Consider the following 20,548-nt stretch of genomic DNA (forward strand, 5'->3'; position numbering starts at 1 on the left):
GCCATCGAGGATCTGAGTGTGCGGAACATGGTGAAGAATCGGTCGTTGTCTCGGGCGATCTCGGATGCGGGTTGGTCGGAGTTCCGGACCATGCTCGAGTACAAGGCCGACTGGTACGGGCGGCGGGTGGTGGCGATCGACCGGTTCTGTCCGTCGTCGAAGACCTGCTCGGTGTGCGGGGAGATCGCCTCGACGATGCCGCTGAACGTACGGGAATGGACATGCCCATGTGGCGCCGTCCACGACCGGGATGTGAATGCGGCAAGGAATATTTTGGCCGTCGGACTGACGGCGGCAGCCTGCGGAGACGGTGTGAGACCACCCCGCACATAACGTGCGGGGAGGCGACTGTCGGTGAAACAGGAACCCTGGGACGTGAGTCTCGCGGGGAATCTCGGTCGTTCACGGCCGAAAGGAAGTCAAGATGCAGTTCGCCACGTACGTACTACGACGCGGACGGCGGGCCGCTCGGGGACGGCGGCTTGTCCGCGCGCGGCGCCGCGATGGCGCACCTCGCCACCGGCCGCCCGGTGTATGCGCGGCTGGACCGGGCCCGGCCCGATATCCGCGCGGCCATGCGCACGTCGCAACCGAATTACTTTCTGCCGCTGGACAAGGCGGGCATCGACCCGTTCACCCAGAAATATCCCGTGCGGGCGGTGCTGGAGGAAACGGTGCGCGGGACCGGAGGCATCCGAATCACCGGCACCGACTGTGCCAGTGACGTTCCCGGCCTGTTCGCAGCCGGCGATGCCGCCACCCGCGAGTTGATCACCGGCGGTCGCAGCGGCGGCGGCAGCCACAACGGGGCCTGGGCGATCTCGTCGGGAACGTGGGCGGGCGCCGGGGCAGCCCGGTTCGCGCGGGGACGTCCCGTCCCCGACGGAGTACGCGGCGCGGGAGCGGCCGGGCTGCGCGGCCCGTCCGCCCGGCGGCAGGCGTCGCGCGCCATCGTCGGACTGGTCCAGGAGCACACCCTGCCGCTGCGGCGCAGTTACCGGCGCAGCGCGGCGAGCCTGCAGGACAGCGTGACCGCCCTCGACGAAGCCTGGTCGGGTGCGGCCGATCTGCTCGGCGGCGCCGAACGGGAACTGCTGCAGGCCCGTTCGGCCGCCGCGATGCTCGCCGAGGCCCGGTGGGCGACCCACTCCGCGCTGGCGCGGACCGAGACCCGCGGCATGCACGTGCGTACCGACCTGCCCGACACCGATCCGTCGCAGACCCGTCGCCTGCTGTCGGGCGGACTGGGCGAGGTGTGGGTGCGGCCGGAACACGGCGCCGCCGAGACCAGGACGGTGGCGTCGTGATCGAGGTCGTCCTCGCCGACCGGTGCGTGCAGTGCGACATCTGCATCAAGGTCTGCCCGACGGATGTGTTCGCACCTGTGAGTACTTCCTAACCGCCGGCGGTTAACAAGTACTCACGGGGGTGGCCCGGCGGATGAACCGGCCGATCTCGCGGATGGCGCGGGTGCCCTCGGGGAGCAGGCCGGCTGCGGCCTGGAAGACGTGCACCTGCCGCTCCCACACCTGCAGTTCGCACGGCACACCCGCCTGGGACAGCCGCTCGGACATCAGTTCCGCGTCGACGTACACCATTTCCTGCGACCCGGTCTGGATCAGCGCCGGCGGCATGGAGGCGAGGGAGCCGTCCACGGGTGACGTGGACGGCTCGTGCCCGCCCCGGGTGTCCAGGCGTTCGATCAGCCTGGACAGGGCACCGACCGCGCGTTTGGGGAAGACGGCGCAGAGGTCGGCGTTGGGATGGGCCAGCTTGTTCACCGGGTCGAGGTCGGTGAGGGGCGACAGGGCGACGTCCGCGGCGGGCCGCGGCAAACCCTGACGGAGAGCTTCGAGCGTCACCATGAATGTCAGGAATCCGCCCGCCGAGTCGCCGGCGACGACGATGCGGTCTGCGGTGTACCCGTGCGCGAGCAGCCACCGGTACCCGTCGACGCCGTCCTGGACGGCCGCGCGGATGGGGTTCCGCGGAATCATCCGGTACTCGACATTCAGCGTCGACGCCTGGGACTCCGCCGAGATCCGGGACACCATCTGGCGGTGCGAGTTGATCCCGCAGCACAGGAACGCCCCGCCGTGGAGGTAGAGGATCGCCCGGTCGCCGAGCTCACCGGGAGGCCGGATCCACTCGGCGCGGCAGTGCGGCAGCCGGACGGGCCTGCGCTGGGTTCCGTGGATGGGGCCGAGCGAGTACCCGAACAGGTCGACGACTCCGGTGGGCCACGGCAGTTCGGGGTAGCGTGCCCACCCGTCGAGGAACGGCCGGACCGTGCGGCGGAGGGTGTGTGCGAGGGCCGCCGACTGCAGGCTGGTCCCGGCGAACTCCCGCCGCGTCACCGGGAGCGGTGACGGGCAGAATTCGTAAGTCGCAGTGCTCATTGTCTGCCTCCGTCCCGGCCTCGGTGCCCTTCGACGTGCTGCCTTCAGGTTTGCCACCTCGTTGCGCCGTACGGTCTACATCGAAGTAGGTCGCACGGACGCTACGCCCGACGTAGCATCCAGGCGGAAGTCGTAATGGGATAGTGACCGAGCGGGGGTGAACGTCCAGGTGGGGATCATGCCGGTTACCGATTCGATATTCCTTCTCGGCGAATCGCGAGAGCATCCGATGCATGTCGGGTCGCTCGAATTGTTCACACCGCCGGAGGATGCCGGACCGGACTACGTGAAGTCGATGCACGACACACTGCTGAAGCACACGGACGTCGACCCCACGTTCCGGAAGAAGCCGGCGGGCCCCGTCGGCAGTCTCGGGAACCTGTGGTGGGCCGACGAGGCGGACGTGGATCTCGAATACCACGTGCGTCATTCGGCCCTGCCTGCGCCGTACCGGGTCCGGGAATTGCTGACGCTGACGTCCCGGTTGCACGGCACGCTCCTGGACCGGCATCGCCCGCTGTGGGAGATGTATCTGATCGAGGGACTCTCCGACGGCCGGTTCGCGATCTACACCAAACTGCACCACTCGCTGATGGACGGGGTTTCCGGGCTGCGGCTGCTGATGCGGACGCTGTCGACCGACCCGGACGTGCGCGACGCGCCGCCGCCGTGGAACCTGCCGCGGTCGGCGTCGGCGAACGGAGCCGCCGCCCCCGACCTCTGGTCGGTGGTGAACGGGGTCCGCCGCACGGTCGGCGACGTGGCCGGTCTCGCGCCGGCGTCGCTGCGGATCGCCCGCACCGCGATGGGTCAGCACGACATGAGGTTTCCGTACGAGGCGCCTCGCACGATGCTCAACGTCCCGATCGGTGGCGCGCGCCGGTTCGCCGCGCAGTCGTGGCCGCTCGACCGGATCCATGCCGTGCGGAAGGCGGCCGGGGTCAGTGTCAACGACGTCGTGATGGCCATGTGCGCCGGGGGGCTGCGGGGCTACCTCGAGGAGCAGAACGCGCTGCCGGACGAACCGCTGATCGCGATGGTTCCGGTGTCGCTGCGCGACGAGCAGAAGGCCGACGCCGGCGGCAACGCGGTGGGTGTGACGCTGTGCAACCTGGCGACGGACGTCGATGACCCGGCGGAGCGTCTGACGGCGATCTCCGCGTCCATGTCGCAGGGGAAGGAATTGTTCGGCAGCCTCACCTCGTTGCAGGCGCTGGCGTGGTCCGCGGTCAACATGTCGCCGATCGCCCTGACCCCGGTGCCGGGGTTCGTCCGCTTCACGCCGCCGCCGTTCAACGTGATCATCTCCAACGTCCCGGGACCGCGGAAGACCATGTACTGGAACGGGTCCCGGCTGGACGGCATCTACCCGACGTCGGTGGTGCTGGACGGGCAGGCGCTGAACATCACGCTCACCACCAACGGCGGCAACCTCGATTTCGGTGTTATCGGGTGCCGCCGCTCGGTGCCGAGCCTGCAACGCATCCTCCACTACCTGGAGACTGCCCTCGGTGAACTGGAAACCGCACTGCTGTGAGGCAGCGCGGTTTCAGCGTCTGCCCGACTCCTGCTCGACGAGGGCCCGCCGCGATTCCTCGTGCAGCACGCCGAGCAGTTCGTGTTCGACGTCCGCGAAGTCGGGCGACGTCATCATCGACAGTTCGCGGGGGCGGGGCAGGCCCACCGTCACCTCGCGGCGCACGGTGGCGGGCCGGGCGGACAGCACGACCACCCGGTCCGACAAGTAGACGGCCTCCCGGATGTCGTGGGTGATCATCAGCACGGTCCACCGGTAGCGCTGCCACACGTCCTGCAACCAGGTCTGCATCTCGGTGCGGGTCAACGAATCCAGGGCGCCGAACGGCTCGTCGAGCAGCAGCACCGGACGGTCCTGGACGACGGTCCGCAGCATCGCGGCGCGCTGCCGCATCCCGCCGGACAGCTGGCTGGGGCGGGCGTCCTCGAACCCGCCGAGACCGAAGACGGAGAACAGTTCCCGGGCCTTGTCCCGCGCCTGTTTCCGGGGCACGCCCTGCACCTCGAGTCCGAGGGTGGTGTTGTCGAGGACGCTGCGCCACGGGAACAGCAGATCCTTCTGCGGCATGTACGCGCACTTCGACGGGCCACTGCCCGCGGGACGCACGGGTTCGCCGCCGATCGTGACGGTGCCGGTGTCCGGTTGGTCGAGTCCGGCGAGCATGCCGAATGCGGTGCTCTTCCCGCATCCGCTGGGGCCGATCACCGACACGAACTCGCCCGGTTCGACGGTGAACGAGACGTTGTCGAGGACGGGACGGATGCCGCCGCGGACGGGGAATCCCTTGCTCAGTCCGGACAGTGCGACGCGCGCGGTGTCACTCATGCCGGGCCCTCTCGTTCTTGATCCAGGGGGCGACGACGCGTTCGACCGCGAATGTGAGCAGGTAGAGGCTGACGCTGATCACGGCGGTCACGAGCACCGCCGCCAGCACGAGGTCGGTGCGGAAGGAGTTCTTCTGCGTGGCCATGTAGATGCCGAGACCGGACGTGGCCCCGACGTATTCGGCGAACACGGCGCCCACCACGGCGTACGTGATGCCGATGCGCAGGGCGGTGAAGAACCGGGGAATCGCCGAGGGCAACCGGACGTAGCGGAATTCCTGCCACCGGGAGGCGCCCATGCTGCGCAACAGCGCACCCGCCTCCCGGTCGGCGGCGGCGAAACCCTCGATCAGGCCGATCGTCATCGGGAAGAACGTGGCGAGGGCGATCACGAGGACTTTCGGCAGCAGACCGAATCCGAACCAGATGATCATCAGCGGCGCGATCGCGATGATCGGCAGAGTCTGCGACACGACGAACAGCGGAACGAACGCGCGTCGCAGCCACGGCGAGAAGTCCACGAGCACGGCGAGAGCCCACGCGAAGAGCAGCGAGACGGCGAACCCGATCAGCGTCACCTGCAGCGTGGCGGAGGCGTGACCGGAGATGGCGTCCCGCGCCTTCCAGCCCTGCTGGACGACCCGCAGCGGCGACGGCAGCACCTGCGGCCGGATACCGCTGACCGTCACGTACACCTGCCACGCGACCACCAGCAGTGCCACGACCACGACCGCGGGCAGCACCCGCCGCAGCAGCGGGGACGTGCCCGGGGCCGGGGTCCGGACGGTCGGGTCAGGGCTGAGCGAGGTACTCATTGGTGAAATAGGTCGACCAGTCGGGTTCCGTGGTCAGCGGTGCCCCGTCGGGGCCGGTGAGCAGGCCGTGCTGGAACAGGAAACCGGAGTATCCCGCCCACTGCTCGGCCGTCTGTGTCCCGACCTTTCCGGACGCGTCCTTCATGTACTGGGAGGACAGCATCTGCTGGCTCTCCCGCACGAGGGATTCGTCCGTGAAGGCGCCGGGATTGGCGTCGATCAACATCTGTGCGGCCTCGTCCGGCCGGTCGGCGGCGAACTGGTAGCCGCGCTGCAGGGCCTGGACGAACTTGCGGGCCTGCTCGGGGTGCTCGTCCATCCACTGCTCGTTGCCCTCGATGACGAGTGCGTACGCGTCCGGGAATCCGTAGTCGGTGTAGTGGAAGTAGCGCATCGGGGTGCCTCGGTGCTCGGCCTCGATGCCCTCCCAGCCGAAGAACGACACGGTGAAGTCGGCGGTGCCGGAGTACACGGCCTCGTACGCCGACGTGCCGAGCGTGACGGTGGTGAATTCGCCCTTGCCGCCGTCGTTCCGGATGATCTGCTTCAGCGTCTCCTCGCCGTCCGGGTCCGCGAAACCGGCGTAGATCTTGCCGTCGAGATCCCGGGGGCGGGTGATGTCGGGGCGATCCGCTTTCACCGCGATGCCCGTCGCCCAGTGCTGCAGCGGGGCCATGACCGATGTGGTCTGGGCGCCCGCGGCCTTCGAGAACGTCGCGGAACTCTGGAAGCTCACGCCGAACTCGGCGTTGCCTGCGTCGACGAGGGTGTCGGGCGAGGTGTCGTTGTACGGCAGCACCTGCACGTCGAGCCCGGCGTCGGCGAACCAGCCCTCCTGCTGGGCGACGAACAGACCGGTGTGGTTGGTGTTCGGCGTCCAGTCGAGTGCGAACCGGATGGTGTCGTCGGACTGCGAGTCGCCGGCGCAGCCGGTGAGCATCGACAGGGCCGAGACGAGGATGACGGCTGCGGTGGCAGCGCGCTTGGTGCGGGAGAAACGCTTGGTGCGGGAGAAAAGTGTCACGACGCCGGCCATTCCTGCTTGTTGAGTGCGGTGTCCCAGAACATGAGTTCGTAGCGGCTGGCGATCGTGAACGCCTCCACCATCGCCTCGCGCTGGGTGTCGGTCGCGGCCTCCGCGGCGGCGTCCACGAGTTCGCGGGCCTTCGCGACGGCGGCGTGGAACTCCTCCGCGTCGTACGTGGTCACCCACTGTGCGTACGGGTGCGACGGGTCGGCGGACAGCACCTCGCGGGCGCTCGCCGCCAGCCGGCGTCCCACGTCCGCGTAGATCCAGAAGCACGGCAGCACCGCGGCGGCGGACACCGCGTACGGCTCGGTGGCGGCGACGGCCGTCAGGTAGGAGATGTACCCGAGGCAGGCCTGCGAATGCTGCGGTTCGACGTCCGACGCGGGGAGTCGCCCGCTGGTCAGGAGGTTCTGGTGCAACGTCGCCTCGACCGTCGCGGCCTCGGCCGCCGAGCCGGCCCAGAAGCCGGCCTCGACGGGACCCGGCGCATGCGCGGCGACCAGGGACAGGGCCTTCGCGTACCCGGTCAGGTACAGGAAATCCTGCTCGATGTACGTGCGGAACACGTCCAGCGGCAGCGTTCCGTCGCCGAGGCGGCGCAGGAACTCGAGTTCGTCGATCGCCTCGCGCAGCACCTTGGTCCGGTCCCACAAGTGGTCCGTGAATCGGGCGTGCTGGCCTGCGCCCGCAGCACCTTGGACAGAGCTATTCACAACGTTGACATCCCTTCGTCAGCATTACCTGAGCAGGTTCCCGGGTGTGTTCTCAGCCCCGCCCGTGCGGAGCACCCCGTGTCAGAACAAGCCGACCCTAGCACCGGCCGTGCCGCGAACGGAAAGGCCCGGGTGGGTGGCCGGGCTCAGCCGGCGAGGAACGCGGCCGCGCCCGGCGGGAGGGCCGCGGGGCCGCGCCTGTAGATCTCGGCGGGCCTGCCCGTCCCGACGACGGCCATGTCGCCGGTGTGCTCGAGAGCGGGCATCATGTGCCGGCGGAACGAGTCCTTCGGGAGGGGGCGGCCGAACACCACCTCGTAGACCCGGCGCAGTTCGAGCACCGTGAACGTGTCGCCGACCAGCCCCGACGGGTCGACGGACCGCGCGTACCGCTCGCGCAGGTCGGCGACGGCGAGCGTGACGACGTCCGCGTGGTCGAACGCGAGGTGCTGCGTCACCCGGTCGCCGTCGACGGGGATCAGCAGGGCGTCGCGGGGGAGTGCCGTGCGGGGGAGTGCCGCCCCGTGTGTCATCGACAGCACCCACCCGCGATCGTCGCGGGCGGGGTCGTCGAACATTGCCAGCTGGTGGAACTCGGCGCCCGCCAGGCCGGCCTTGATCCGCAGGCACCGTTCGGCGGCGTCCCGTAGACGCTCGCCTTCGTGGAGGAAGGTGCCCGGAAGCGCGAGCCGGCCCGAACGGTGCGGGACCACAAGAACTTTCAGATCGGCGCCGTCCACGGTGAGGACGGCGACGTCGACCGCCACGGACGGCCGCGGATAGTCGAGGAGGCTCTTGCCCTCGGGATCGGTCGATGCGGCCACGGAGGAAATGTTAGCGCGCGGTTGATCTATGTCACGTTCGAACGGTCCTGCCTGCGCATCGTTGGTAGTTTGGCGAGAGATTCCCGTACGCGCTGCGTGAGGAGATTCGGCCGTGGATGTCGAGAAGTCAGGCGACACACTCGTCGTCCGCGCCCGGGACGGCGACGTGCGCGGCTACCCCGAAGGCGACGTCTACGCGTGGAAGGGCATCCCGTTCGCCGCGGCCCCCGTCGGCGATCTGCGGTTCCGGGCGCCGGTCCCGCCCGCCCCGTGGGACGGCGTGCGCGACTGCGTCGACTTCGGCCCGATGGCCCCGCAGGGCCACGGCACCGCCGTCCCGATCGACGCCGGACTCGAGATGGACGAGGACTGCCTGTCGGTCAACGTGTGGGCACCCCGGCCCGACGGCACCCCGCGGCCGGTGATGGTGTGGATCCACGGCGGCGCCTACTGCCTGGGAACCGCTGCTCAGGGCATCTACAACGGTCGGATCCTGTCCACTCTCGGCGACGTCGTGCTGGTCTCGTTCAACTACCGGGTGGGGGCGCTCGGCTTCCTCGACCTGTCGTCGTTCTCGACGGCGGATCGGGTGTTCGAGACCAACTGCGGGCTGCGCGACCAGGTCGCCGCCCTCGAATGGGTGCGCGAGAACATCGCGTTCTTCGGCGGTGACCCGGACGAGGTGACGGTGTTCGGGGAGTCGTCGGGAGCCGGGTCGATCACCACGCTGATGACGTGCCCGAACGCGGACGGGTTGTTCCACCGCGCGATCGCCCAGAGCCCACCCGCCACGTCGGTGTACGGCAGCGAACGGGGGGCCACCGTCGCGAAACAGTTCCTCGACATCCTCGACGTGGAACGCGACCGCATCGACACGCTGCTGCGCCTCCCGTACCGCACGATCATCGAGGCCAGCGACACGCTCGTCAACGAGGTCCCGACGAAGATTCCCGGCACACTCGCCATGGCGCCCGTGGTGGACCGCGACTTCCTGCCCCGCTACCCGGTGGCCGCGTTCCAGAAGGGCTACTCCCACCGCATCCCCCTCATCATCGGTTCCAACAAGGACGAGTCGTCGATCTTCAAGTTCATGAAATCGCCTCTGCTGCCGGTCACTTCGGATTCGGTGCAGGAGATGCTGCGGGCGATCGCGACGGATCACCCGGAACTGCCCGCGGCCCGCCTCGCCGACATCCTGTCGGCGTACCCGGACCGCGGGAAACCGAAGGGCGCGCTCGCGATGTCCCGCGACGCGGCGTTCCGGATGCCCGCCCTGTGGGTGGCCGACGCCCACAGCAGGCACTCGCCGACGTGGATGTACCGGTTCGACCAGGCCACGCCGATGCTCAAGGCCGCACGCATCGGAGCCGGGCACGCCACCGAACTCCCGTATGTCTTCGGCAATTTCGACACCCTCAACATCGACCCGACGTTCTGGCTCGGCGGGCGGAAGACGGCACTCGAGGTGTCCGGCCGCATCCAGCGCCGGTGGCTCGCGTTCGCACGGCACGGTGTCCCCGCCGCCCTCGACGGGTCCAAGCACTGGGCCCCCTACGACGAGGAGGACCGTGCCACGTTGCTGATCGACGGCGCGGACACCCTCGTGAAGGACCCGGACCACGAGATGCGGGTCGCGTGGGGCAACGACGTCATGGGCTTCAACTGACCGGCACCTTCTCGTCCAGTTCCTTCAGCACGGGCAGCGCGAAGCACGCCAGTCCGATGATCAGGACCGGGATCGCGAGCACGAAGAACGTCGGCTGGATTCCCCACTTGTCGAGGATGGGCCCGGCCAGCAGGTAGCCCAGCGGACCCGCCGCATACGCGGTGGACGTCATGACCCCGGTGACCCGGCCGCGCATGTGCTCCGGACTGCGAGTCTGCATGGCGTAGTTGGCGATCGGGCCGACCGGACCGAACACCAGACCCTGCAGGAGAGCCAGCGCCAGGATCGCCCACAGCGGCGGCAGGAACGCCATCGCGACCATCGCCGCGCCCAGCACCGTCACCGCCACCACCATCAGCATCCGGCGCGACACGAACGGCGCGAGCGGTCCGTACGCGAGGGCGCCCACCACACCGCCGATGCTGAGCGCCATCAGCACCGAACCCAGCTGTGCAGGCTTGTCGAGCTCGGTGAAGTACACCGGGAACACCACCGATTCGACCGGCATGTACAGCGCGACCACCGCCATGTCCACGAGAGCGATGGTGCGCAGGAGCCGGTTGTGCCACACGAACTTCAGCCCCTCGAGCGTGCCGTGCCAGATGGACGTCGGGCGCGTGGCGGTGTCCGGTCGGCCGGCGTTCTCGAGACGCAGGAACGCGATCGTCGCGACGGACAGCACGAAACCGGCGGCCGCGACCCACAACGTGTTCACCGCACCCACGGTGGCAATGAGCACGCCGCCGATGCCCGGGCCGACGAGATACGCCACGTTGTAATTGGCCTCGTAGAGGCTGTTCATCCGGTCGAGGGACCACCCCGCGGACTTCGTGGCGGCGGGCAGCATCGACTCCCTGGCCGCGATGCCGGCCGGATCGAACGCGGCGCCGATCGCGGCGAGGACGGCGATCACCGTGACGGTGAGGCCCGTCGTGTTCGCGATCACCGGGATGGCCGCCACGGACAGGGCCGACAGGCAGTCGGAGATCAGCGACGTGCGGCGTCGTCCGAACAGGTCGACGAACGTGCCCGCGAACAGGCTCGACAGCAGCAGCGGGAGGGTGGCCGCGCCCGCGACGATCGCGGCGTCCGACGCGCGACCGGTCTGCTCGAGCACGAGCCACGGCAGCACGACGATCACGATCCCGTTGCCCGTGGAGGAGAACAGCGTCGCGACGTTCAGCAGGATCAGGGGCCCGAACCGGCGAGTTACAGCCGTCTCGGTGGCGGTCACGGCAAGGGTCCTCTGGTCGGCTCGGTCGGTGGTCCTTCGACGCTAACAGCGAGGTCGTGGCCACCGCGAGCGAATTTCGGCCGCTACTGGTTGCGTTGCAGAGTCAACTCGGCGAGCGTGCGCGCGCCGTCGCACGGGTCGCCCGTCCCAGACCGTTGCTGCACCCACCACGTGATGACACCGGAGTAGGCGGCGGTGATCCCGCACGCCGCCGAATCACCCGGCCGCCGGGCGCTGAACGCCGACGTGCCCGCGATCGTCGTGGCCTCCACCTGATAGCCCAGCTGGTCGGCCACCGTTCGCTCCCGCTGCAGCGAGTTGTTCTCGAACCAGCCGAACGTGACGTCGATCGATCCGGCGGCGGACGACACCGTCCACATGCACACCGCACCGTAGAAGTACTGGTCGATGCCTGCGCCGTGCAGTGTCTCCGCGATCTTGTCGTCGGGGACGGCGTCGCATTCGCGCAGGAGCTTGTCGAATTGCGGCGAGCCGCCGCCGTCGGAGGACGCGGCGCCCTCGGGCAGGGGAGTGCCCGTGACGGAGGTGCCGCAGCCGGCCAGCACCATCACCGACGCGACCGCCGCGGCGAGTCGCCGGGCGCCGCTCACTTGGCCTTCTCCAGCGTCAGCCGGCCGAGCGCGGTCGGGGCCTCGCACGGATCGGCGGGTGCACTGCCCGCGCCGTAGCGGACCAGCCAGTGCACGAAATCGGAACCGGTGCCGAGCGCGACCTCGCAGAACCCGACGTTCTGCGAGGAGAATCCGCGATGCCCGGCGATCTCGAGGTCGTGGACCTCGTGACCGATGCCCTTGGCCACCGCGCGCTCCCGGTCGATGGGGCTGCCGCGGTACCAGGTGAACATCACGTACCGTTCGCCGCCGTCCGCTTCCCACCGGCACTTGATGCCGTTCCGCGACACCGGGGTGAGACCGGCGATCCCCGCCCGCTCGTACACCTCGGCGTCGGTCAGCGAGCCGCATTCACCCACGAACGGGCCGGGCTGCGCGGCCACCGAGTTTGTCGGTGCGGACGCCGGACCGGCGTCGGAACCACCGCCGGAACCGCAGCCGGCCAGCACTACCGTCGCGGCGAGAAGACATGCCGCGCGGACGGCCGGGCGGAGCGGATCAGACGAGCTCCGCATAGCTCGGATTCTCGGCGATGTACTTCTCCACGTACGAGCACGACGGGATCACGGAGAGCCCACTGGACTTCGTGTCGTCGAGGGCGGCCTTCACCACCACGGCCGCCAGACCCTGCCCGCGGAACTGCGGGTACGTCACGGTGTGGTGGAAGTCGCGGGCGCCGTTCCGCTCGAAGTAGTCGGCGTATCCGGCCAGCTGGCCGTCGAGGTAGATCTCGAACCGGGATTCCGACACGTCGTGTTCCACCGTGGCCGCCACAGATCGCTCCTCTGCTCGTGTGGCGTGCGCGCTGTCCCGCGCACGCTGTCACTCGCAGATTACGTCAGTCCGCCAGGTTGGTGCGCAGCAGCATGACGTTGTAGTCCGACCAGGTGGTGGCCAGGAAATACAGGTCGGATCCCTTCGACCACGGGTGCATGTACGCGCCGTACAGCTCGGGCACGTCCCGGCTGCTCACGAGCACTTCGGGTTCGCTCCAGCCGGATTCGAGGTGGTCGGACCGGCGCATGACCACCGAGTTGCCGGCATCGGTGTACATCGCCACGAACTGACCGAGGTATTCGTTGTACTGCACGGACAACTCGCTGACGGGTCCCGGGATCACCGGTGTGGCGACGGTGGCGTTGGCCTTCACCCACCCCTTGCCGTCCCAGTACTCGTACAGCGAGAGGTTCCGGAGGTCCGCCTCCTTCACCCGCGACAACCGGGCGTCGCCGGACCGCCCCGACGGGGTGCCGAACGCGTAGACGAATCCGTCGTGCTTGACGTACGAGCCCATCTGGAAGTTCTCGGCGCCCGTGCCCGGCACGTTGGGCCGCAGCGTCAGGGGATCGGTGACCCAGTTCTCGCCGTTGTCCACGGAGTACGCGATGCCGGACGCGTTGGTGTCCCACTCGCCCGGGGCGCCCCAGCTGCGCACCGACATGTAGTTGATGTACTGCGTCGCGGCCGGACCCGCGCCGACCGAGATGCCGGTGGTGGGGATGACGGTCTGCTCCACGCCCGGGATCTTCTGGCTCTGGATGATCTCCTTGGAATGATTCGGCAGATCGACCGGGGAATTGTCGATGCCCATCCCGTCGGTGAGGTCCTTGTCGGAGCTGCGCAGCAGGATGTTGCTGCGCCAGTCGCCGACCAGACCGCACAGCGGGTTGTCGCTCAGCCCGACGGTGTCGCCGAATGCGGTGAGGATCTCGCCTCCGCCGTTGTCCCACATGATGCCGAGGTCGGTGCCGAGTACCCGGAACCTGCCGATCGTGTCGTTGGGGCTGCGCGGCCCGGTGATGTGCGCGATTGCCTGAGTTTTGCCACGCAGCTCGGGAAGGCGGCCGTCGCTGCCGTTGAGCCAGGGGATGGGATTGATGCCCTGGCCCGAGCCACTCGATCCGAGGCTGCCGGTTCCGCCGAGGCACGGCGCCGCCGTCGCAACAGGGGGTGCCATCGTGAAAAACGTGCAGGTGGACGCGAGTAAGGCGGGCATCGCCAGGGAGGCGACACGGCGGAGTCTGGTCACGAGCGCACCTCTCTGCGACGAGTCGAGTTCGGTCCGGTCACGCTAGCAATACCTCACCTGTCACACCAGTCCCTTGGATAACCATTGGGTATCGCACCCGACCTGGGTAACTACAGGATCGCTCCGGGGTTGAGTATCCCCAGCGGGTCGAGTGCCGTCTTGATCCGCTGCGTCAATTCCATGACGTCCGGGCCCAACTGGTCGGGCAGCCAGGCCTTCTTCAGGCGGCCGACACCGTGCTCGCCGGTGATCGTGCCGCCGAGAGCGATTGCGAGGTCCATGATCTCGCCGAAAGCGAGATGGGCGCGCTCGGCCATCGCGGCGTCCGCAGGATCGAACACGATGAGCGGGTGCGTGTTTCCGTCGCCGGCGTGGGCGATCACCGCGACCATCACGTCACGCTTGCGGGAGATGGCCGCGATTCCCTCCACCAGCGCAGGCAGTTTCGGCAGCGGGACCCCGACGTCCTCGAGGAGCAGGGTGCCCAGTCTTTCGACCGCGGGGATCGCGAATCGTCTTGCCGCGGCGAACGCTTCGCCCTCGTCGGGGTCGTCGGTGGTGAAGACCTCGGTCGCGCCGTTCGCCGTGCAGGCGTCCGCCATGACGGAAATCTCCTCGGCCGCAATCGCACCGGGGGCGTCCGAACGGGCGATGAGCATCGCCTCCGCCGTCCGGTCCAGGCCCATCTTCAATGCGTCCTCGACGGCGCCGATCGAGGCGCGGTCCATGAACTCGAGCATCGACGGTCGCAGCGTGCGGGTAATGGCGAGCACGGTGTCGGCGGCCGCCTGCACGGAGGCGAACGACGCGACGAGGGTGCTCGCAGGCGGCTGGGCCGGGATCAACCGCAGCGTCGCCTCCGTGACGATGCCGAGCGTTCCCTCGCTCCCGACGAACAACTTGGTCAGCGACAGGCCGGCCACGTCCTTCAGGCGCGGCCCGCCCAGGCGCACGTCCGTCCCGTCCGCGAGAACCACTCGCAGTGCGAGGACGTAGTCGGTGGTGACGCCGTACTTGACGCAGCACAGCCCGCCCGCGTTGGTCGCGACGTTGCCGCCGATCGAGCACATCTCGAACGACGACGGATCGGGCGGGTACCAGAGGCCGTGTTCGGCGGCCGCGGCCTTGACCTCGGCGTTGAGCAGTCCCGGTTCGACGACGGCGATCCGCGTGACCGGGTCCACCTCGATCCGGCGCATGCGTTCTGTGCTGACCACCACGCTGCCCGCCACGGCGGTGGCGCCGCCGCTGAGCCCGGACCCGGCGCCGCGCGGGATCACGGGGACGCGGTGCTCGGTCGCCCAGCGCATCACCACCTGGACTTCCTCGGTGGTCGTGGGGCGGGCGACGGCGAGGGGAAGGACAGCGTCGGGGTCGCGCGCCCAGTCCTGGCGGTAGGACGCCAGGACGTCCGGATCGGTGACGAGGCAGCCTCGGGGGAGCGTGCTCGAGAGCGCCGCGAGTGCGTCGTCGGTGACCGTCATCGTGACTCCTGGAATGCGGGTGTCGGGGACCTCGACGGTAGCCCGGCGGACGACGAGTGTCCCCGATTTGGTCATGCGTCCAACTGAACCGATTCCGACCGTGTTTCCCGGATATCGCTCCAACCTGGACGTTCGGTGCAAAAGCAACCCGCCAATAGCCCATCTGTTAGTTACTTACGCGTAGGAGTCTCACGATGTGGGATCAGGGGGGTGAATTTTTTCGAGGGGTCCACCGATGGGGTATGTACCCGTGCCCGGAGGGGAAAATGCAGGTAGGGGCGTCCCGCGAACCGGGCGGACCCGGACAAATCGGGTGTAACACAGGTCACAATCGTCACTCTGTTACCGGATCGTATCGACCAGGCAATGCAAAAACCCACTTCTACGGGTTAGCGTCTTGCATCGTCAAACACCGGCGAGGCGTTACACCCAAACGGAGATTCTCACGAAATGTGAGCCAGAACACCGTTGGGGCCGGGTTTTGCCGCACCGACCCTGGAAGGACCCGCACCGATGAATGCACTCCACCGAGATCCCAGCAGCTACATCTCCGCGATGTTCTCGTACGAGTTCCTCGATGGTGGAATCGACTACGACTCCATCGAGCAGATCCACCGTGGCGAGTTCGACGAATGGATCTTCGCACTCGCCGGTTCGGGACTGTTCACCAACGAGGAAGTCCGGTCGATGGTCCAGGAATGGCGCCTGAACCCGAAGACCCTCCTGAACACGCTCCTCGCCGACGCGGACGAAGTCACCGCCAAGCGCTGCGAGGTCACCTGGGCCGCACTCGACCGCGTCGCCCCCTTCACCCCGTCCGTGCCGGTCGCCGTCTTCGGCTGACGGCCCTCCCGCCGCAGGGCTCGCCGTCGTCAGACGAGTTCGGTTCGATCTCCGTTCACGACGATCGCCTGATCGTCCGTCAAGGTGCGGTACTCGATGCCGGCGAGCCTCAGAGCGTCGACCGTGCGCCGAACGGCGGCCGCGTCCTCCAAGGGCACCGCGTTCCCGGCCCCTGGAAGCTCCGCAGGCGGGTAATGCGGCACGATCGCGAAGCCCACCATCCCCAATCCGTCCCAGCGCGGCTCCACGCCACACGTCGCGACCACCTCCGCCGGGTCATCGGAGGAGTCGAGACCGTGCAGCGTCGGAGTCATCACACACGCCCCCGCGCTGTAGCCGGCGTACACGAGTGAATCGCTCGCCAACAGTTCCGGGATCACCCGGTCAGCCCCACTCCGGGCCATCTGCGCGCGCAACACGAACGTGTTCCCGCCGCGCACCCACACCAAGCCGAACTCGTCGAGCCGCTGCCTCAGCGCGGCTGCACACGGCTGCCCGTCGTCGCCGACGTAGTCGCGTAGATCCACCTCCTCCGCGGTGAAGCCCAGGCGCGTCAGCGGCATCACGTCACTCACGACCGCCGACGTCCGCGCCGTCCGCGGCCACGCGTCCGCCGCCGCCGCGATCACCCCGACGCGCCCCGGACGGCCGACGAGCGACAGCAGCGGCGCGGGATCCGCACCGAACCGGTACGAGGACAGGAACAGGCGCACCGCGGTCAGATCGTGAACGCGAGGTTGTCGACGATCCGCTTGCCCGCGTCGGTGTCGCCGCGCAACGCGATCTCGTCGCGGTGGTCCGCGGCCGTCGTCCTGCCACCCGCCAGCCGGGTGAACAGCCGGGAGTCGAGAGTCACCGTCGTGGTGGCCTCCGACGGCAGTTCGTCGACCACCGCGGCCCTGCCGTCGACGGCGATGTGAATGTTCCGGGCGAGCGGTCCCGTCAGCTCGAGCGTGATCCTCGACCCGTCCGGGGCCTTGCCGCGCTTGCCGACGAGGAATGCGACGGCGCCTGCGATCTCCGCGAACGCCGTCTCCCCGCGCAGGCCGCCCTCGTCGCCGGGCATCCCGAGCGCGTCCCGCAGGTCGAGCTCGTGCATCCAGCAGTCGAACAGGCGGATGCGCATGAACCGGAGATACGGTGCCGGCCCGACGGGTGTGGTGGCCTCGGCCTCGAACATCTCGTCGGTCATCTCGCCCAGCTCCGACCGCCTGCGGGCGACGATCATCCGGAAGCGCTCGAGCATCTCGGGGCCGGAGCACCCCCGCAAGCCCTCCACCCACTCTTCGTTGAACGCGCCGATCTCGTTGCGCACGTGGGCGAGGCCGCGGACGTCGATGGTGGTGTGCGGCGCGGAGATTCCGGCGAGCAGCGACTCCGTGCCGATCAGATGCGCGGTCACGTCGTGCACCGTCCATCCGGGCAGCGCAGTGGGCGTGAACCACGCGTCGCCGGACAACGAGGACAGCACGTCGTCGAGTACGTCCCATTCCTCGAACAGTGCGTCGAGGATCGGTTCCTTCTGCAGGGCATTCACGGGTCGTACGCCTCCTTTTGCCTCAACTCTAGGACCTTCTGCCGGAGAGTCCGAGCATTTTCGCCGCGGGCGGGCGAATGCGCCGGTGAGAGCGTCGAAGGCCTCCCCGTCCGGGGTTCGGTGTGGTAGACCGATTGTGAGAATCTCCATTAACAAAAGGAGTGCGGATGTTCCCTGGAAACTTCGTGGCGACCACCCCGGACAAGCCGGCCGTCATACGTCCCTCGACGGGGGAGCGGCTGACCTACCGGGAGCTGGACGAGCGGTCCACCCGCCTCGCCCGGCACCTGCGCTCGCTCGGCCTGAAGGTCGGGGACCACCTGGCGCTCGTGTCGAGCAACGACCTCCGTGTCCTCGAGGTGTACTGGGCTGCGCTGCGATCCGGGCTGTACATCACCGTGGTGAACTGGCACCTCACCTCGGAGGAAGCCGGTTACGTCGTCGACGACTGCGGAGCCGAGGTTCTCATCGTGTCCGCCGACGCGGCCGGCGCCGTGCCCCGCGACCCGCATCAGCTGCCCCGCGTCCGCCACCGGCTCGTCTACGGCGGTGCACTGGACGGATTCGACAACTACGAGGACGCCGTGGCGGCGCAGTCGGCCGCACCGCTCGATTCCCAGCCCCGCGGACAGGACATGCTGTACTCGTCGGGCACCACCGGCAGGCCCAAGGGGATCAAACCCGCACTCCCCGAAGGCGAAGTGGACACGACGACGGACCCGTACACGGCCGTGTTCGCCCCGATGTACGGATTCGATTCCGAGACCGTCTATCTGTGCCCGGCACCCCTGTATCACGCCGCGCCGCTGCGCTTCTGCGGCACCATCACCTCCGTCGGCGGCACGATCGTGCTGATGGACCGCTTCGACGCCGAGGAGTCGCTGCGGCTCATCGAGGAGTACCGGGTGACCCACAGTCAGTGGGTTCCGACGATGTTCGTCCGGATGCTCAAGCTGCCGAAGGACGTTCGCGACAAGTTCGACGTGTCGAGCCTGAAGGTGGCGATCCACGCGGCCGCGCCGTGCCCGCCTGACGTCAAGCGGTCGATGATCGACTGGTGGGGACCGGTCGTTCACGAGTACTACGCCTCCACCGAGGGCGCCGGTGCCACGTTCATCGACAGCGCACAGGCGCTCGCCAAGCCCGGGTCGGTGGGCCACGACGGGGTCATGGGCATCGTGCACATCTGCGACGAGACCGGCGCGGATGTCCCCGTCGGCGACGTCGGAACCGTCTACTGGGAACGGGACGAACGGCCGTTCGAGTACCACAACGACCCCGCGAAGACCGACTCCGCGACGCACCCCGACCACCCGACGTGGACGACGAGCGGCGATATCGGGTACATCGACTCCGACCGCTTCCTCTACCTCACGGACCGCGCCGCGTTCATGATCATCTCGGGCGGAGTGAACATCTACCCGCAGGAGTCGGAGAACGTTCTCACCATGCATCCCAAGGTGTTCGACGTCGCGGTGATCGGGGTGCCCGACGAGGAGATGGGCGAACAGGTCAAAGCCGTCGTGCAACTCGTCGACGGGGTGGAGCCGTCGGACGCCGTCGCCCGCGAGCTACTCGACTACGTGCGGGAGCGGGTCAGTCACTACAAGGCGCCGCGCAGCATCGACTTCTCCGACGACCTGCCGCGCACCCCCACCGGCAAACTCGTCAAGCACAAACTCCGCGCGCGGTACCTGAACGCCGGCTGACCCCCCGACCGTCACCTGTCCCGCGCCGCACCGCAGCGGGGGCAGGTGCTCGCGGTCCGGTCGGTGAGGAACAACCCGCAGTCGGGACACACGCGGTCGAGCCAGCACACCGGATCGCCGCCGAGGTCGTCGTCCGCCTCGGCGATGGGCGGGACCTCGTCGCCGGAAGGCGTCACAACCGATCCAGCATGTATTCGGCGAGGACCTCGGCATGACTGTGGCTGACGTCCTTCGTCGCCGTGAGCAGAACGATCGGCCGCCCCTGCGCGAGTTCCTGCACCCGCGCGACCGCCTTCCGGCCGGTCGGCGAATCGAGCTCGTGGACGTACCGCTCGCGGAACTCGCTGAACGCGGCGACGTCGTGCGAGTACCAATGACGCAACTCCGTCGACGGCGCCAGGTCCTTGGCCCAGTCGTCGAAATGGAACGCGTCCTTGCGCAGCCCCCGAGGCCACAGCCGGTCTACGAACAGACGTAGTCCGTCGCCCTCGGTCGGATGGTCGTAGACCCGCTCGACGATCACCGGCGGATCCGCGGTGACGTCCTCCGCGCTCCGTTCCTTCGGTTTGCTCATGGCCGAACCTCCGCTTCCTTGCGGCTGTCTACCGTCAGACTACGACGAATCGCCCTGTGATCGGGTTCACAAACGAGCAGAAAGATCTGTGAGAACGACTGTTCGGACTCGATTCAGACGCGTACGCACGGCGTTCTCTGTTCCCTACGTCACGCGTTCTCTGGCTACTATCAGCTAACTCAGTCGAATCGGGGGAATTTTTTCCCGCTCGTCATCGGTTGATCGCCGCTCGTCGCGGCACACACACCATCTACCGCAGGAAGTCGATACATGGATACATCGCAGAGCGCGTCCACCGCGCGCCCGACGATCGGCGTCGTTCGGGAATCGAACGACGGTGAGCGTCGGGTGGCGTTGGTGCCGAAGATCGTGGCGTCGTTGATCGCCAAGGGCGTCGACGTGGTGGTCGAGTCGGGTGCCGGGTTGGGCGCGTTGATTCCGGACGAGTTGTACACCGGGGTGGGCGCGAAGATCGCCGACCCCTGGTCGGCGGATGTGATCGTGAAGGTCGCGCCGCCGTCGGACGAGGAAGTGGGCCGGCTGCATGCCGGGCAGACGTTGATCGGGTTCCTCGCCCCCCGCAATCAGGACAATCAGGTAGCCGCGCTGAAGACGGCCGGCGTGCAGGCGTTCGCGGTCGAGGCGATCCCGCGGATCTCCCGCGCCCAGGTGATGGACGCACTGTCGTCGCAGGCGAA

General features: G+C 68.4%; 23 protein-coding genes, 1 pseudogene and 1 riboswitch. Of the genes and pseudogenes, 8 read left to right on the forward strand and 16 right to left on the reverse strand.

Going from position 1 to position 20,548, the window contains the following annotated elements; all coding sequences use genetic code 11:
* The 3 genes from MLGJGCBP_RS05320 to MLGJGCBP_RS54185 form a co-directional block, all read left to right on the forward strand.
* Positions 1-333 (forward strand): RNA-guided endonuclease TnpB family protein (locus tag MLGJGCBP_RS05320; protein ID WP_160094342.1); only part of this gene is annotated, 333 nt, incomplete at its 5' end.
* Between the two features lie 149 nt (positions 334-482).
* Positions 483-1,307 carry an FAD-binding protein gene (locus MLGJGCBP_RS05325; protein WP_236580933.1) on the forward strand — a complete coding sequence of 275 codons (825 nt, stop codon included), beginning with the start codon at positions 483-485 and terminating at the stop codon, positions 1,305-1,307.
* Positions 1,304-1,399, forward strand: a complete 96-nt coding sequence (locus tag MLGJGCBP_RS54185) for a 4Fe-4S binding protein (protein ID WP_256974034.1) — start codon at positions 1,304-1,306, stop codon at positions 1,397-1,399. Before MLGJGCBP_RS05325 ends, MLGJGCBP_RS54185 begins: the two co-directional genes overlap by 4 nt.
* A gap of 10 nt (positions 1,400-1,409) precedes the next feature.
* On the opposite strand, the gene MLGJGCBP_RS05335 is transcribed toward MLGJGCBP_RS54185, so the two are convergent.
* Positions 1,410-2,399 carry an alpha/beta hydrolase gene (locus MLGJGCBP_RS05335; RefSeq protein ID WP_160094343.1) on the reverse strand — a complete coding sequence of 330 codons (990 nt, stop codon included), beginning with the start codon at positions 2,397-2,399 and terminating at the stop codon, positions 1,410-1,412.
* A 178-nt stretch (positions 2,400-2,577) separates the two neighbouring features.
* On the opposite strand from MLGJGCBP_RS05335, the gene MLGJGCBP_RS05340 reads away from it, so the two are divergent.
* Complete coding sequence (locus MLGJGCBP_RS05340; protein WP_201452971.1) at positions 2,578-3,936, forward strand: WS/DGAT/MGAT family O-acyltransferase; 1,359 nt, start codon at positions 2,578-2,580, stop codon at positions 3,934-3,936.
* A 12-nt stretch (positions 3,937-3,948) separates the two neighbouring features.
* Here MLGJGCBP_RS05340 and MLGJGCBP_RS05345 read toward each other — a convergent pair whose 3' ends face one another.
* The 5 genes from MLGJGCBP_RS05345 to MLGJGCBP_RS05365 form a co-directional block, all read right to left on the reverse strand.
* Positions 3,949-4,761 (reverse strand): ABC transporter ATP-binding protein, encoded by an 813-nt coding sequence (locus MLGJGCBP_RS05345; protein ID WP_160094345.1) that lies wholly within the window; start codon positions 4,759-4,761, stop codon positions 3,949-3,951.
* Positions 4,754-5,575, reverse strand: a complete 822-nt coding sequence (locus MLGJGCBP_RS05350; RefSeq protein WP_087558879.1) for an ABC transporter permease — start codon at positions 5,573-5,575, stop codon at positions 4,754-4,756. Before MLGJGCBP_RS05350 ends, MLGJGCBP_RS05345 begins: the two co-directional genes overlap by 8 nt.
* Positions 5,553-6,611: an ABC transporter substrate-binding protein gene (locus tag MLGJGCBP_RS05355; RefSeq protein WP_160094346.1), complete on the reverse strand. Its 1,059-nt coding sequence runs from the start codon at positions 6,609-6,611 to the stop codon at positions 5,553-5,555. Before MLGJGCBP_RS05355 ends, MLGJGCBP_RS05350 begins: the two co-directional genes overlap by 23 nt.
* Positions 6,596-7,318, reverse strand: coding sequence for a TenA family protein (locus tag MLGJGCBP_RS05360; RefSeq protein ID WP_087558995.1), 723 nt, complete (start codon positions 7,316-7,318; stop codon positions 6,596-6,598). Before MLGJGCBP_RS05360 ends, MLGJGCBP_RS05355 begins: the two co-directional genes overlap by 16 nt.
* A riboswitch (TPP riboswitch) is annotated at positions 7,312-7,407 on the reverse strand. Its footprint overlaps the gene before it by 7 nt.
* 57 nt (positions 7,408-7,464) lie before the next feature.
* Positions 7,465-8,142, reverse strand: coding sequence for an NUDIX hydrolase (locus MLGJGCBP_RS05365; RefSeq protein ID WP_160094347.1), 678 nt, complete (start codon positions 8,140-8,142; stop codon positions 7,465-7,467).
* Positions 8,143-8,254: 112 nt separating this feature from the next.
* On the opposite strand from MLGJGCBP_RS05365, the gene MLGJGCBP_RS05370 reads away from it, so the two are divergent.
* Positions 8,255-9,808, forward strand: coding sequence for a carboxylesterase/lipase family protein (locus MLGJGCBP_RS05370; RefSeq protein ID WP_160094348.1), 1,554 nt, complete (start codon positions 8,255-8,257; stop codon positions 9,806-9,808).
* Here the strand turns inward: MLGJGCBP_RS05370 and MLGJGCBP_RS05375 are convergent.
* From MLGJGCBP_RS05375 to MLGJGCBP_RS05400, 6 genes are all read right to left on the reverse strand, one after another.
* Complete coding sequence (locus MLGJGCBP_RS05375) at positions 9,801-11,042, reverse strand: MFS transporter (RefSeq protein WP_160094349.1); 1,242 nt, start codon at positions 11,040-11,042, stop codon at positions 9,801-9,803. The two genes, MLGJGCBP_RS05370 and MLGJGCBP_RS05375, sit on opposite strands and share 8 nt — an antisense overlap.
* An 83-nt stretch (positions 11,043-11,125) precedes the next feature.
* Complete coding sequence (locus MLGJGCBP_RS05380) at positions 11,126-11,653, reverse strand: DUF3558 domain-containing protein (RefSeq protein ID WP_160094350.1); 528 nt, start codon at positions 11,651-11,653, stop codon at positions 11,126-11,128.
* Positions 11,650-12,189, reverse strand: a complete 540-nt coding sequence (locus MLGJGCBP_RS05385; protein ID WP_160094351.1) for a DUF3558 domain-containing protein — start codon at positions 12,187-12,189, stop codon at positions 11,650-11,652. Before MLGJGCBP_RS05385 ends, MLGJGCBP_RS05380 begins: the two co-directional genes overlap by 4 nt.
* Complete coding sequence (locus MLGJGCBP_RS05390) at positions 12,173-12,448, reverse strand: GNAT family N-acetyltransferase (RefSeq protein WP_012688515.1); 276 nt, start codon at positions 12,446-12,448, stop codon at positions 12,173-12,175. The genes MLGJGCBP_RS05385 and MLGJGCBP_RS05390 overlap by 17 nt, the downstream gene beginning before the upstream one ends.
* 64 nt (positions 12,449-12,512) lie before the next feature.
* Complete coding sequence (locus MLGJGCBP_RS05395; protein ID WP_160094352.1) at positions 12,513-13,703, reverse strand: DUF4185 domain-containing protein; 1,191 nt, start codon at positions 13,701-13,703, stop codon at positions 12,513-12,515.
* Positions 13,704-13,813: 110 nt separating this feature from the next.
* Entirely contained in the window at positions 13,814-15,187 is a 1,374-nt protein-coding gene (locus MLGJGCBP_RS05400) for an FAD-binding oxidoreductase (RefSeq protein WP_160094356.1), read from the reverse strand.
* Positions 15,188-15,700: 513 nt separating this feature from the next.
* On the opposite strand from MLGJGCBP_RS05400, the gene MLGJGCBP_RS05405 reads away from it, so the two are divergent.
* Positions 15,701-16,030 carry a hypothetical protein gene (locus MLGJGCBP_RS05405; RefSeq protein WP_011594545.1) on the forward strand — a complete coding sequence of 110 codons (330 nt, stop codon included), beginning with the start codon at positions 15,701-15,703 and terminating at the stop codon, positions 16,028-16,030.
* 29 nt (positions 16,031-16,059) lie between these two features.
* On the opposite strand, the gene MLGJGCBP_RS05410 is transcribed toward MLGJGCBP_RS05405, so the two are convergent.
* A complete protein-coding gene (locus MLGJGCBP_RS05410; RefSeq protein ID WP_160094353.1) occupies positions 16,060-16,743 on the reverse strand; it encodes a Type 1 glutamine amidotransferase-like domain-containing protein in 684 nt (227 codons plus the stop codon).
* Positions 16,744-16,748: 5 nt separating this feature from the next.
* A complete protein-coding gene (locus MLGJGCBP_RS05415) occupies positions 16,749-17,567 on the reverse strand; it encodes a maleylpyruvate isomerase family mycothiol-dependent enzyme (RefSeq protein ID WP_160094354.1) in 819 nt (272 codons plus the stop codon).
* Positions 17,568-17,734: 167 nt separating this feature from the next.
* Between MLGJGCBP_RS05415 and MLGJGCBP_RS05420 the strand changes: the two genes are divergently transcribed.
* Positions 17,735-19,276, forward strand: a complete 1,542-nt coding sequence (locus tag MLGJGCBP_RS05420) for an AMP-binding protein (RefSeq protein WP_160094355.1) — start codon at positions 17,735-17,737, stop codon at positions 19,274-19,276.
* 11 nt (positions 19,277-19,287) lie between these two features.
* Here the strand turns inward: MLGJGCBP_RS05420 and MLGJGCBP_RS50345 are convergent, their stop codons facing one another.
* A complete protein-coding gene (locus tag MLGJGCBP_RS50345; RefSeq protein ID WP_201452972.1) occupies positions 19,288-19,452 on the reverse strand; it encodes a hypothetical protein in 165 nt (54 codons plus the stop codon).
* Entirely contained in the window at positions 19,449-19,850 is a 402-nt protein-coding gene (locus tag MLGJGCBP_RS05425) for a DUF488 domain-containing protein (protein ID WP_072945947.1), read from the reverse strand. Before MLGJGCBP_RS05425 ends, MLGJGCBP_RS50345 begins: the two co-directional genes overlap by 4 nt.
* A 270-nt stretch (positions 19,851-20,120) precedes the next feature.
* Between MLGJGCBP_RS05425 and MLGJGCBP_RS05430 the strand changes: the two are divergent.
* Positions 20,121-20,548: pseudogene (locus MLGJGCBP_RS05430) on the forward strand (NAD(P)(+) transhydrogenase (Re/Si-specific) subunit alpha); the annotation flags it as partial.

The organism is Rhodococcus sp. T7 (assembly GCF_009872365.1).
Lineage (GTDB): Bacteria > Actinomycetota > Actinomycetes > Mycobacteriales > Mycobacteriaceae > Rhodococcus_F.